Annotated in this window: 11 protein-coding genes; 7 read left to right on the forward strand and 4 right to left on the reverse strand. The window is 73.4% G+C overall.

What is annotated here, in order from left to right:
• Window positions 1-119 precede the first annotated feature (119 nt).
• Complete coding sequence (locus STTU_RS02605) at window positions 120-1328, reverse strand: FAD-dependent monooxygenase (protein ID WP_043253879.1); 1209 nt, start codon at window positions 1326-1328, stop codon at window positions 120-122.
• A 228-nt stretch (window positions 1329-1556) separates the two neighbouring features.
• Here STTU_RS02605 and STTU_RS02610 point away from each other — a divergent pair, with 228 nt between their 5' ends.
• Entirely contained in the window at window positions 1557-2225 is a 669-nt protein-coding gene (locus STTU_RS02610; RefSeq protein ID WP_007819555.1) for an enoyl-CoA hydratase/isomerase family protein, read from the forward strand.
• Between the two features lie 202 nt (window positions 2226-2427).
• On the opposite strand, the gene STTU_RS02615 is transcribed toward STTU_RS02610, so the two are convergent.
• Together STTU_RS02615 and STTU_RS02620 are read right to left on the reverse strand one after the other, a co-directional pair.
• Entirely contained in the window at window positions 2428-2973 is a 546-nt protein-coding gene (locus tag STTU_RS02615) for a hypothetical protein (RefSeq protein ID WP_234019119.1), read from the reverse strand.
• Between the two features lie 215 nt (window positions 2974-3188).
• On the reverse strand, window positions 3189-4430 hold the full coding sequence (locus STTU_RS02620) for an MFS transporter (RefSeq protein WP_199784991.1): 1242 nt from the start codon (window positions 4428-4430) through the stop codon (window positions 3189-3191).
• A 94-nt stretch (window positions 4431-4524) separates the two neighbouring features.
• On the opposite strand from STTU_RS02620, the gene STTU_RS02625 reads away from it, so the two are divergent.
• The 6 genes from STTU_RS02625 (at window position 4525) to STTU_RS02650 (ending at window position 11445) form a co-directional block, all read left to right on the forward strand.
• Window positions 4525-5319 carry a DeoR/GlpR family DNA-binding transcription regulator gene (locus STTU_RS02625; RefSeq protein ID WP_007819558.1) on the forward strand — a complete coding sequence of 265 codons (795 nt, stop codon included), beginning with the start codon at window positions 4525-4527 and terminating at the stop codon, window positions 5317-5319.
• A 267-nt stretch (window positions 5320-5586) separates the two neighbouring features.
• Entirely contained in the window at window positions 5587-6600 is a 1014-nt protein-coding gene (locus STTU_RS02630; protein ID WP_043253882.1) for a polyphosphate polymerase domain-containing protein, read from the forward strand.
• Complete coding sequence (locus tag STTU_RS02635) at window positions 6597-7280, forward strand: DUF4956 domain-containing protein (protein ID WP_043253884.1); 684 nt, start codon at window positions 6597-6599, stop codon at window positions 7278-7280. Before STTU_RS02630 ends, STTU_RS02635 begins: the two co-directional genes overlap by 4 nt.
• On the forward strand, window positions 7280-8998 hold the full coding sequence (locus STTU_RS02640) for a CotH kinase family protein (RefSeq protein ID WP_007819562.1): 1719 nt from the start codon (window positions 7280-7282) through the stop codon (window positions 8996-8998). The genes STTU_RS02635 and STTU_RS02640 overlap by 1 nt, the downstream gene beginning before the upstream one ends.
• A gap of 93 nt (window positions 8999-9091) precedes the next feature.
• Window positions 9092-9835, forward strand: coding sequence for a response regulator transcription factor (locus tag STTU_RS02645; RefSeq protein WP_043253886.1), 744 nt, complete (start codon window positions 9092-9094; stop codon window positions 9833-9835).
• On the forward strand, window positions 9832-11445 hold the full coding sequence (locus STTU_RS02650; RefSeq protein ID WP_043253888.1) for a sensor histidine kinase: 1614 nt from the start codon (window positions 9832-9834) through the stop codon (window positions 11443-11445). The genes STTU_RS02645 and STTU_RS02650 overlap by 4 nt, the downstream gene beginning before the upstream one ends.
• Window positions 11446-11644: 199 nt before the next feature.
• On the opposite strand, the gene STTU_RS02655 is transcribed toward STTU_RS02650, so the two are convergent.
• On the reverse strand, window positions 11645-12478 hold the full coding sequence (locus STTU_RS02655; protein ID WP_043253890.1) for a TIGR03084 family metal-binding protein: 834 nt from the start codon (window positions 12476-12478) through the stop codon (window positions 11645-11647).
• Window positions 12479-12493: the final 15 nt, after the last annotated feature.

Consider the following 12493-nt stretch of genomic DNA (forward strand, 5'->3'; position numbering starts at 1 on the left):
GAATCGGCAACCTACCGGGGCACGGGGGCGCCGTCAAAGCCCTGACGGCTTCCCCCGTCGCGCCCTTCCCGTGTCCCGGTCGACGCCCTCCCGCCGGAGGCCGGTGGAAGCGGCGTCGTTCAGCGGCGTTCCGTGTCGCGGGCCTGGAGGCCGCGGGCGAGGCGCGGCCCGAGCCAGCGCTTGAGGCGGCGGAGGGCTTCGAGGCGTTCGGCGGCACGGTCGACGCGGTAGTAGAGCTGGGGCGGGACGTAGGGCAGGAGCGGGGAGTGGCGCTGGCCGAGGAGCGCGAACATCTGCTCGGGCGGGAGGTCGATGTAGCGGGGCAGGTTCTCGTACCAGTGGGCGCTGTGGCGCGCGGCGCTCTGGACGGAGAGGAGTTCCCTGCGACGGCGGCGTTCGTACGCGGCGAAGGCGGCCTCGCGCGGGCCGCCCTCGCCGAGGGCGTCGGCGAGGGCCATGGCGTCTTCGAGGGCGAGCGTGGTCCCGGCGCCGATGGAGTAGTGGGTGGTGTGGGCCGCGTCGCCGAGCAGGACGAGGTTGTCGTGGTGCCAGCGGCGGGTGGTGAGGGTGCGGAAGGGGCGCCAGTCGGGGGCGGGGTGCGTGGCGTCCTGGCCGAGGAGCGGGGCTCCGTCGAGGAGTCCCGCGAAGAGCCCTTCGAGGGTGCGGAGTTGGACGTCCTCCTTGGCGGTGTCGAGACCGAGGCCGCGCCAGGTGGCGGGGGCGCACTCGATGACGCAGGTGCTGCCCTCGGGCCCGTACCCGTAGGCGTAGCACCAGATCCAGCCGTGCGGGGTGTCGACGAACGCGAAGCTGAAGCTCGTGAAGACCTTGGGGGTGCCGAGCCAGACGTAGACGTTGCGGCCCTCCGTGAGGCGCGGGCCGAAGTGGTGCGCGTGGTGGCGGCGCAGGGTGCTGCCGACGCCGTCCGCGGCGACGAGGAGGTCGGCGGCGGGGGGTGCGGCGGGGTCGATCGCGCTGCCGTGGCGGACGTCGACGCCGAGGTCGCGGGCGCGCGCGGTGAGGAGGGCGAGGAGGCGGTGGCGGCCGATGCCGTAACCCTGGTCGCCGTGGTGCTCGGTGACCTGCTCGCGGATGCGGGCGCGGCCGTTCTTCCAGGGGAGCGAGGCGGCGTGGAGGGCGTGGGCGCTGGGCTCGTCGTGGGCGCGGAGCCGGTCGAGGAGTTCCTCCCAGTAGGTCACGCCCCAGCCGTAGGTGGAGCCGGCGGGGTTGCGTTCGTGCACGCTGATCTCGTGCGCGGGGTCCTGGAGTTTCATCAGGATCGAGAAGTACAGCCCGCCGGGGCCGCCTCCGGCACAGACGATCTTCACGTGCGCTCCCGCTCTGTCGCTTCTGTGGCTTCTCTCGGTCGACGGTGACAAAACCGTCGGAATCGGCAGGAAGGTAGCAGGAGTTACGGGTCGCGCCGGGCGCGACAGGTGGGCGGCGGCTTGGGTCCACTCCGCCGGTCGGCACCGCTTCCCCGTAAGTTACTCACCAGTTAACATGTGGGCGCCGTCCCGGCCGCCCGCCGGCCATCCCGCTGGAAGGACCACGCCATGCCTGAACTCACCCGTGACGGGGACGTCTTCGTCCTGCGTCTGGACGCGGACAGCGAGAACCTGTTCCACCCCGGCTGGCTGGGCGCGGTGGAGCGGGCGCTCGACGAGGTGGAGGCGGCCGAGGGGCCGTGCGCGCTGGTGACGGCGGGCGAGGGCAAGTACTGGTCGAACGGGCTCGATCTCGCGTGGCTCATGGCGCACGGGGACCAGTACGCGGCCTACCTCGACCGGGTGCACGCCCTCCTGGCCCGTACCCTCGCCTCGCGCGTCGTGACGGTCGCGGCGCTCACGGGGCACACCTTCGCGGCGGGCGCGATGTGGGCGCTGGCCCACGATGTCCGCGTGATGCGCGCGGACCGGGGCTGGTTCTGCCTGCCCGAGGTCGACCTGGGCCTTCCCTTCCAGCCCGGCATGACGGCCCTCATCCGGTCCCGCCTCACCCCCGCGACGGCCCACGAGGCGATGACGACGGGCCGCCGCTATCCCGCCCCCGAGGCCATGGCCTCCGGCCTGGTGGACGCCGTGGCGGCGGCGGACGAGGTCGTCACCGAGGCCCTGACCCGCGCCCGCACCCTCGCCCCGAAGGCGGTCCCGGTCCGCGCCGAGATCAAGGAGGGCCTGTACGCGGAGGCCCTTGCCGCCCTGCGGACGGCGACGAAGGCGTGATACCGCCCGGTCGTCCGTGGTCCCGTCCGACGCGAGGCGAAAGGCCGGGGGCCCGGCCGGGGTGGGAGCTGGTCGGCGCTGAGCGCCTTCAAGGGGCTGACGAACGCGACGGCCCGCTTCGGCGCCGACGTCATGGATGAGCGCTGCCCCGCTTCTACGCCGGGGAGCCGAAGGAGCGCGTGCGGGGCGTGCCGGGCGCTCGCTACTGCTCCCGCGCTCCGGCGGCGCGGCCACCTTCGTCGGCCAGACCTCCGACCGGAGCAAGTACGTGGGGGGACGGGTCGCTCGCGGTGCGCCCCGCACACCACCATGCGGTCCCGGCGCCGGGCGCTGCGCGGAGGTGGATGCCAAGGCGGTGGTCCGGACAGACCGGCCAGGCCCTGTGGAGGAGTTCCCTCAGGGTGTCCTGGGCGGCGGCGGCCACCGCGTCGCAGGCGTCGGGGAGTGAACCGGCGACTTCGGCGGGGAGGCCGTTGCCGTGCCACTCGCCGTTCGCGCGGGCCACGTAGAGGCGTTCGGGCTCATCGGGGTCGCCGGGGCAGGTCAGGAGGCGCAGCGGCGCCTCGTCCGGCAAGGTCGCCGCGACGTCCCTGTTGACGACCGCCAAGGCCGTGTCCCAGCCGGGGTGTTCGCCCGGCTCCACGAAGCGGGGCGCGAAGGGATCGGGCTCGGACACGGGCAGGGGCTCGGGCTCGGAGAAGAAGTGGCCGGACATGTGGTCCCCCCAGGAGTCGGCAGCGCGGGTCAACGGTACGAGACCTCGGGCGTCAGGCTCGGGCCGGAGCGGGCTTCCGCCGTACGGAGTCCGGCCCCGGGAGTCCGGCGGCCCGGCTCCCGCGCCACGTCCCGGGCCGCCGCGAAACCCCTATGGCGGCCGGGGCTTCGCGGCGGCCCGTCACGTGCCCGGCCGGGCACGGTGACAAGGCAGGACCCCTGCGGCTCGCGCGGCGGCGTGCGCGGTCGTCAGGAAGAGCTCTCGCTCAGGGCGGTACGCGGTTCCCCCGCCGGGGCGCCCTCCGGTGTCCGCAGGACGCCCGCCGCCACCGCCGCGATCACGCAGAAGGCGACCGGGAGGAAGAAGGCGAGGTTGAGCGGCATGAGGTGGGTCATCGGGCCGATGACGGCGGGGCCCGCGAGCATCCCGAGGTAGCCGAGGCCGGCGACGCGGGAGACGTTGACGCCCGCGCCGGCCGGGTCGGCGTGGCCCGCCGCACTGAAGAGCTGCGGGATGCAGCCCGAGAGGCCCGCGCCGAAGACCGTCCAGCCGACGAGCGCGGCCCAGACGGAGGGCGACAGCGCGGCGAGGGTCATGCCCACCGCCGCGAGGGCGGCCCCGTACCGTAGTACCGCGAAGGAGCCGAAGCGCGCGGCGACGCGGTCCGTGAGGAAGCGCCCGGCGGTCATCGCCGTCGCGAAGGCGCCGTAGGCGAAGGCGGCCGTGGATTCGGGGGCGTCGAGGACGTCCTTGAGGTGCAGCGTGCTCCAGTCGTTCGCGACGCCCTCGCTGAGCATCAGCATCAGGGCGAGCGCGGCGAGGAGCCAGATACGTCCGGGCGTACGGGTACGGGAAGCGGCCTTCTCCGGTGACGCGGCACCGGTACGCGTCGCCGCCTCACCGGATTCCCCGGCCGCGCCCGTCTCCCCCGCCTCCGGCCGCAGCAGCATCGGCGCCACCACCACGGCCAGCGCGACCCCCACGGCCGCCGTCGCCGCGAAGACCGCGACCGGGGACCAGTCCAGGCGCCGGGTCTGCGAGCCCGCGAGGGCGGCGAGGACGCCACCGACCGAGAAGACCGCGTGGAAGGCGGACATGATCGGCCGCCCGTACCCGCGCTCGACCTGCACGGCGTGCGTGTTCATGCTGACGTCGAGGCACCCGTTGCCGAAGCCGAGGACGAGCAGCGCCCCCGCGAGCGTCCACGCGTTCGTCGCCAGGCCGGGCAGCACGAGCGCGGCGGCGCACAGCGCGAGCCCGGCGGGGACCGTACGGCGCGGACCGAAGCGGTCGCTGAGCGGACCCGCGGCCTGCATCCCGAGGAAGGCGCCACCACCGAGGAGCAGCAGGAGCCAGCCGAGCAGGGCGTGATCGATTCCGGCACGGTCCTCGACAGCGGGGATGTGGACGACCCACATGCCCATGACGAAGCCGTTGAGCAGGAAGACGGCGAAGGTCGCGCGGCGCCCGGCCCGCAGCACTTTGTTCATGGAACGAACATAGCGCACACGATTTCTGTGCGTAAAGCCGCGACCAAGGCATGCGGCGACGGCGTTTCTCACACGTGGCGTGTTTACTGGAGGTGTGTCTGGGACCGATCGATGGAAGCTGATCACGCACGCGGTGCGTGAGGCAGGGCGGCTGGGTGTCGCGGAACTCGCCGCGCTCACCGGCGCCTCGGAGATGACGATCCGCCGCGACCTCGACGCGCTCGCGCGCCAGGGAGTGCTCGAACGCTACCGGGGCGGGGCGCGCAGCCTCGTGCCGCGCGGCGAGGAGGAGCCCTTCGCGGCGCGCGCCCGCGAGGGGAACGAGGCGAAGCTCCGTATCGCCGCCGAGACGGCGGCGCTGCTCGCGGACGGCGAGTCGGTCGTCCTGGACAGCGGTACGACGTGCGTCGAGGTCGCCCGCGCGCTGGCGGGGCGCCGCCTGACCGTCATGCCGCTCTCCCTGCACGCGGTGAACGTCCTCACCGAGCGGTACGAGGGGGGTGAGCCCCCCGCGACGCGCCTGCTCCTCGCGGGCGGCGAGCCGCGCCCCGGGGAACTCGCCCTCACCGGGCCGCTGACCGAGTCCTCGCTCGCCGCGCTCCGCTTCGACACGGCGGTGCTCGGCTGCTGCGGCCTCACGACGGCGGACGGGCTCACCGCGTACGACCTCGCGGACGCCGCCGTCAAGCGGGCCGCGATCGCCTCGGCCCGCCGCGTCGTCGCCGTCACCGAGGGCGCCAAGCTCTCCCGCACCGCCCTCGCCCACGTCGCCCCGGCGACCGCGCTCCACACGGTGGTCACCGACGAGGACGCCCCGCCCGAGGAGGTCGCCGCACTCACGGCGGCGGGAGTGACGGTCCTGACGGTGCGCGTGGCGGGGAACGGCTGAGGGACGCGGGACCAGGCGGCGGCCGAGGGGCGCGGGAAGCGGGGCCGGTGAGTCGCGCGGGACCGGGCACCGCCGAGAGGCGCGCACCCGGGGGGTCTCTGAGGCGCGCCTCACTTTCCGCCTCAACCACCCTTCCGCCGCCTCCCGTTCACCTCACCGCCCTCCCCGGTTCTCCCGCGATGCACCCGCCGTTCTCATTGCCTCCTCATACGCCGCTGGTTACGTGGCCGTGGCCGGTCGGACCACGACGTACGAGCGAGGAGGCGCATGGTGTTCCTGTCGAGGGCAGCCACGAGAAGGAAAGCGGAGCAGAGGACGCGGGGTCCGGAAGCGACGACGCCCGCCGCCGACACCGCGGCTCCCGACGCGGCGCAACCCCCGCACGTCGCCAGCCGGTTGCACGCGTTCAACCGGTTCGAGCTGAAGTACCTCGTCCCGGTCGGGCAAGCCGCCGAGATCCGCGAGGAACTCGCCGAGCGGATGGACACCGACGCGCACAGCCCGGTGGGCGGTTACGGCGTGTGGAGCCTCTACTACGACACGCCGCAGCTCCGCTTCTACTGGGAGAAGATCGAAGGTCTCAAGTTCCGGCGCAAGCTGCGCATCCGCCACTACGGGGATCTCGACGGCGTCAGCGACACCTCCCCGGTGTGCGTCGAGATCAAGCAGCGCGTCAACCGCGTCACGCAGAAGCGCCGCATCACGCTGCCCTACGGCGAGGCGCGGCGCCTGTGCGACGGGCGTGAGCTGGTCGACCACTCTCCCGGCGAGAGCGCCTTCGTGCAGGAGGTGCTCGAACTCGTCGTGCGGCTCGATCTGCGGCCCACCGCGATCACCGGCTACCAGCGCGAGGCGCTCGTCGGCCGTGACGCGGACACCGGCCTGCGTGTCACCTTCGACCGGCGGATTCGCGGCCGGGACCGCGATTTCCACTTCGCCACCCCCACCCCCGAGAACCGCTTCACCCTCCCGCCGCACATGACGGTCATGGAGATCAAGGTGAACGAGCGCACGCCGCACTGGATCACGGACCTCGCGGCCCGGCGCGATCTCCACCTCGTCCGCATCTCGAAGTACGTGCAGTCCATCGAGACCTTCGGGCTCGCCCCGCGCTCGGTCTTCCACGTCCACGAGGCGGACTGCCCTCCCCCCGTCGAGCCCGTCGCCGACGGCACCCTCCCCAACGACACCGTCCCCACCGACACCGTCCCCACCGAGAAGCAGCCGCTCGCGCAGCGGCCCGCGCGGCACGACGCGCCGTCGAAAGCAGGAGCACAGTGAATTTCGATCTCGATCTGCAGGAACTGAGCGGCACGTTCAGCGTCGCCGACGTCGTGGCCGCGATGGCCCTGTCCTTCGTCCTGTCCGCGCTCATCGGTTTCGTGTACCGCTACACGCACCGCAACGTCTCGTACAGCCAGTCCTACGTGCAGACGCTCGTCGTCGTCGGGATGATCGTCGCCCTGATCATGCTGGTCGTCGGTTCGAACCTCGCGCGCGCCTTCTCACTCGTCGGGGCGCTGTCCGTGGTCCGTTTCCGCAACGCGGTCAAGGAGACCAGGGACGTCGGCTTCATCTTCCTGGCGATGGCCATCGGCATGGCCTGCGGTGCCCGCTTCTACACGCTGGCGGCGGTCGGCGCGGTGGTCGTCTGCGCCGTCGTCCTCATCATGTTCAAGTTCGACTGGTTCGCGCTCAACGTGCAGCGCCAGGTCGTCAAAGTGCAGGTCCCCGCGGGTGACGACTACACCCCGCGGATCCGTGACGTCCTCATCAAGTACACGACGGAGTTCGAGCTGGTGAGCACCGAGACGATTCGCGGCGGCGCGCTCAGCGAGGTCTTCTACACGGTGCGGCTCAAGAAGGGCGCCGAGCCCGGTGACCTGGTCGCTGCCCTCCAGGAACGGACCTCCGGACAGCGGGTCACGGTCCTGACCGGTTACGACACGACGGACCTGTGATGGGCGGCGGCGCGGAACCGGGGTTCCCCGCTCGCGAGCGGCGTCGGCCGCGGCTGCGCGACCGGGTGCCCGTCCGGCTGCGGCACCACTGGAAGCCGGCCGCCGCGCTCGGTGTCGGGCTCGCCGCGATGGTCGCCTTCCTCGGTGACGCCCGGATCTCCCCGTACGTCACCTCCGCCTCGCGCGCCGAGGCGGACCCCGTCACGGAGGACGTCAAGGGCACGGTCGGGCTCTACGACACCTCGGCGCAGCACGCGATCCAGCTGACGTACGAGCAGACCGACTTCGACAAGATGATGAAGGAGTTCAAGAAGGACGGGACGAAGGACTACATCAAGGCCGATCTCACCATCGACGGCGTCTCCCTCAACGACGTGGGGCTCCGGCTGAAAGGCAACTCCACGCTTTCGTCCCTGCGCGGGTCGAAGGGGATGCCCGGCGGCGGGCGCGGGCTCCCCGGCGGCGGGCAGGAGGGCCGGGGCACGGCCCCGTCCGGAGCGCCGGACGGGGGCGGCGCGAAGGCCGGTGAGAGCGCGAAGGCCGGTGACGAGGCGAAGGCCGGTGACGACGCGAAGGCCGGTGCGCGCGCGGGCGGCGGCATGGGCGGCATGGTCCAGTACGACCTCTCCGCCGCCAAGCCCGAGGAACTGCCCTGGCTCGTCAAGATCGACGAGTTCGTCGAAGGCCGGGCCTACCAGGGGGAGCGGGAGATCTCGCTGCGTCCGGGGAGCAACGACCAGGTCCCGCTCAACGAGGCCCTGGCGCTGTCGCTGACGGCGAAGAGCGGGCAGAAGGCCGAGCGGTACGGATTCACGGAACTCAAGGTCAACAACCGCCCGGCGGCGACACGGCTCATGGTCGAGGCGCCCGACACCGACTACGCCGAGGACGTGGCGGACGGGAACGGCGTGCTGTACAAGGCGAAGGCGAGCGGGAGCTTCGCGTACCAGGGCGACGACCCGACCGACTACGAGGACTCCTTCAAGCAGCTCAACAAGGTGGGCAGTCAGGACCTCGAACCGGTCATGAAGCTCATCAAATGGGCGAACAAGGCGTCCGACAAGGAGTTCGCCCGCGACCTTCACCGGTACGTGGACGTCGACTCGTTCGCCCACTACCTCGCCGCGCAGAACCTCCTGCTGAACTTCGACGACATGGCGGGCCCCGGCAAGAACTACCTGCTGTGGTACGACCTCGACACGAAGAAGTTCTCGGTGCTCGGCTGGGACTACAACCTCACGTTCAGCGGGGACGCGTCGACCGGCCCCGACGACTCGGTCGGCATGGGCGGTCCGGGCGGCACGCTGCCGGGCGGCGGCGCGGCTTCCGGGGACGGCGCGGCTGCCGGAGACGGCGCGGCTCCCAGGGACGGTGCGGCTGCCGGGGAACCGGAGGGAGCGCCCGGCGGGGACGGCGCCCGTACCGGCGAAGCGGGCAAGGACGCCAAGGGCGGCATGGGCGCCCGCATGGAACACGTGCTGAAGACGAAGTTCCTCGCGTCCGACGCGTTCGACGACGTCTACCACGACGCCTACCGGGAGCTGTACGAGACGTTCTACGGCTCCGGCACCGCGGCGGAGCGACTCACGTCGATCGCCGGGCAGGCGCGGGCGGCGGGCGGTGCGTCGAAGGCGCTGGACAGCGCCGTGGCGAAGCTGCGGAAGACCGTCACCGACCGGGCCACCGCCCTCGGCAAGGACAAGGAGGTGACGGGCTGACACCCCCCCCGATGTCCCGGACGGCCGCGACGCGCGGCCGTCCGGGACTCTCCCCGTTTCCCACTCCCTTCGCCGTCCCCCGAGGTGCCGTCCGTGACCGTCCCCCGCTCCCCCGCCACCGGACACACCGTCCTGGTCGTCGAGGACGACGCCAGCATCCGCACCCTCCTCACGACAGCACTGGGCGCGGCCGGGTACACCGTGGCGAGCGCGGTGGACGGCCAGGCAGCCATGTTCCAGGCGGGCAGCCGCAGGCCCGACCTCATCGTGCTCGACGTCATGCTGCCCGACACGGACGGCTTCCGGCTCACCCGCGAACTGCGCGCCCAGGGCGTCTACACGCCGGTGCTCTTCCTCACCGCGCGGGCCGGGGTCGAGGACCGCATCACGGGACTCAGCTCGGGCGGCGACGACTACGTCACCAAGCCCTTCCACGTCCAGGAGGTGCTGCTCCGCGTCCGCGCCATCCTGCGCCGCGCGGGCGCGCCCGCCTCCACCGCGCCCGTGCGGCCCCCACTGCGGTACGCCGGTCTCTCGCTGGACGAGAGCACCCACGAGGTGCGGCACGCGGGCAGTCCGCTGCGCCTGTCCCCCACCGAGTTCCGCCTCCTCGCGTGCTTCCTCGCGCACCCCGAACGCGTGCTGGAGAAGGCGGAGATCCTTCAGCGGGTGTGGCGGTACGACTTCTCGGGAGACACACGGATCGTGGACACGTACGTGAAGAACCTGCGCCGCAAGCTCGACCACGGCGGCGCACCCGCGCTCCTCCACACCGTGCGCGGCGTCGGGTACTGCCTGCGGCTGCCGCGCGACGAGCCGGGGGCCGGTACGCGATGAGCCCGCACGACCGGGTGCGACCGCCCCTCGCCACCGCGCGCCGCCTCCCTGGCGTCGGCTCCCGCGTCCGTCGCTCCGTCTCCCGCGCCGGTGCGGTCGCGCGCCGCTTGCGGCCCCGTTCCCTGCGCGCCCGCCTCGTCCTCATCGCGACGCTGCTCGCCACGAGCGCCGTCCTCCTGTGCCAGCTCGCGGGGCTCGTGGTGCTGCGCGGCTGGCTCACCGACCAGGTCGACGAACGGCTCTCGCACTTCAGGCCGCCACCGGGCGTCTACGAGGACCTCAGAACCGGCGGGGAGCCGCACGGCCCCGGCGCCGAGGACGCCCTGCCCAGCGACTACCGGGTGTTCTTCTACGACGAGAACGGCCGTCTGTCCCGGGTGAGCCTCGGCACCGACGACGGTCCCGGGCCGAAGCTCCCGCGGCAGGCCGCCGCGCTGCGGCTCACCGGGCGTCAGCCCCGCACGCTCGCCGCCGAGGACGAGGGCGGCTCCGCGTGGCGGGCCGTCACCTTCACCGGCCCCGGCGGAATCCGGACCGTCGTCGCGCTCCCCCTGGACACCGTCGACGGCGCGACGGCGAAGCTTTTGTGGCTGAGCCTCGGGCTCGGCCTCGCCGTCTCCGTGGGTGTCGTCGTCCTCGGCGGCGGCGCGGTACGCCTCGGCCTGCGCCCGCTCACCCGCGTCGAGCACACGGCACGGCACATCACGAGAGGCGCGCTCGGGCTCAGTGTGCCGGTCGCGGACCCGGACACCGAGGTCGGCAGGCTCGGCCTCGCTCTCAACACGATGCTCGACCGGCTGCGCGACGCGCTGCGCCGCACCGAGGCGTCCGAGACCCGGCTGCGGCGCTTCATGGCGGACGCGGGCCACGAACTGCGCACGCCGCTCACGGCCGTGCAGGGCTTCGCGGAACTCCTCCTCGACGAGCCCGCGACGGCGCCGGAGCGGCGTGCCGAGGCGCTCGCTCTCGTCGCGCGCAACGCCGACCGCATGAGCCGCCTCGTCGACGACCTGTTCCTCCTCGCGAAACTCGGTGACACGCCCGCGGCGCACCGCGAGCCCGTGGACCTGCTCTCGCTCGCGGCCGACGCCATCGCCACGACCGCGATCCGCCACCCGCGTCGCCCGATCACCCTGGAGCCCCTCACCGCGTCCCCCGCACACGACCTGAACGTCATCGAGGCGCCCGGCGATCCCCACCAACTCGCCCAGGTCCTCGGCAATCTCCTCGGCAACGCGTGCGTCCACACCCCGCCGGACCGCGCGGTCACGGTGCGGGTCGGCGCGCGCCGCGAGGCGGGAGCCGCCGTCTGCGTCGTGGAGGTCGCGGACAACGGCCCCGGCATCGCGCCGGAGGCGGCCCCGTACGTCTTCGACCGCTTCTACCGTGCGCGACCGCCCGGAGCGGGCCCCGCGGCCGGAGACGGACCCGATGGCGAGGCAGAACCCGGTTCCGGGCTCGGCCTCGCCATCGCCTCCGCCATCGCGACGGCTCACGGAGGCCGCCTCACGCTCGACAACCGGCCGGGCGCGGGCTGCGTCTTCCGCCTCGTGCTGCCGGAGTCCGGGGAGCCCGCCCGACCGGGTCCGGACGTCGGGGCGTCCCGCTGACACCCCGTCCGTACCCCCGGCAGGCGCGCGTCGCCGACGGGGGGCATGTTCTCGCCGCCTGAGACGCACACGGCTTCGCGTGCGCCGACAGGGCCGAGGCCGTCCCCGTCGAAGCGCGCCACCTCGCCCGCCGTCCTCCGGGGCGCTCGCGTGGGGCCCGCTCCCGGCGCGGTGTCCCCGTACGCGCCTGCACCCGCCCTCAAGCCCCCGCGCCGACGGGTCCCTGCCCCGCGCCCCCGCCGGGAAGACGCCCCGCGCCCCCGCCCGCCCGGCGTCCCCCGCCGGGCGGGCCCGCGAAAGCCTGGGCCACGTCGAGCCATTCCGCGGCGACCGGGCCCGTGGCGGTCAGGGCGAGGTCCGCGCGGTGGCGGCGCTGGGTGACGAGGAGGCAGAAGTCGAGCGCCGGGCCCGTCACGCGGTTCGCGGCGTCGGCGGGGCCGTGGGCCCATGTGTCCCCGTCGGGTGCGGCCAGTTCGACCCGTACCGGAGCGGTGGGCACGGGGCGTCCGTACGTCGCGAAGCCGTGCCCGAGGGTGCGGAAGCCGAGGTGCGCGATGTGGCGCAGGCGGGCGGTCGGGGGACGGGTGAGGGAGAGCGCGTCGTGGACGTCCTGTCCGTGCGCCCAGGTCTCCATGAGCCGTGCCGTGACCATCGAGGCGGGGGCCATGCGGGTACCGATCCACGCGATCCTCGTCCCCCCGGGGACGCGCGCGAGGGCTTCGGCGAGCGCGGTACGTCCCGCGCGCCAGCCCTCCAGGAGCGCGGCGGGCGCGGTACGGAACTCCTCGGCGCCCTCGTCGGCGAGCCGCTCCGGGCGGACGCGGGCCAGGCGCGCGGCGAACTCCTCGGGCTCCGTCACCGCGAGGAGGGCCGCGTGGTCGGTCCAGGCGAGGTGGGCGATCTGGTGGGCGACGGTCCAGCCGGGCGACGGCGTTTCGCGCTCCCACGCGGTCGCGGGCAGGCCGGCGACCACCCGGTCCAGTGCGGCCGATTCCTCGGCCAGGTCGGTCAGCAGAGCGGTCGGGTCCACCACGGCGTGCCCCTTCGT

The organism is Streptomyces sp. Tu6071, from assembly GCF_000213055.1.
Lineage (GTDB): Bacteria > Actinomycetota > Actinomycetes > Streptomycetales > Streptomycetaceae > Streptomyces > Streptomyces evansiae.

Excerpts from the sequence above, each read along its gene's own strand:
- STTU_RS02610 (WP_007819555.1), top strand. The coding sequence starts at position 1,557 with ATGCCTGAACTCACCCGTGACGGGGACGTCTTCGTCCTGCGTCTGGAC.
- STTU_RS02620 (WP_199784991.1), bottom strand. The coding sequence starts at position 4,430 with ATGAACAAAGTGCTGCGGGCCGGGCGCCGCGCGACCTTCGCCGTCTTC.
- STTU_RS02650 (WP_043253888.1), top strand. The coding sequence starts at position 9,832 with ATGAGCCCGCACGACCGGGTGCGACCGCCCCTCGCCACCGCGCGCCGC.
- STTU_RS02630 (WP_043253882.1), top strand. The coding sequence starts at position 5,587 with ATGGTGTTCCTGTCGAGGGCAGCCACGAGAAGGAAAGCGGAGCAGAGG.
- STTU_RS02640 (WP_007819562.1), top strand. The coding sequence starts at position 7,280 with ATGGGCGGCGGCGCGGAACCGGGGTTCCCCGCTCGCGAGCGGCGTCGG.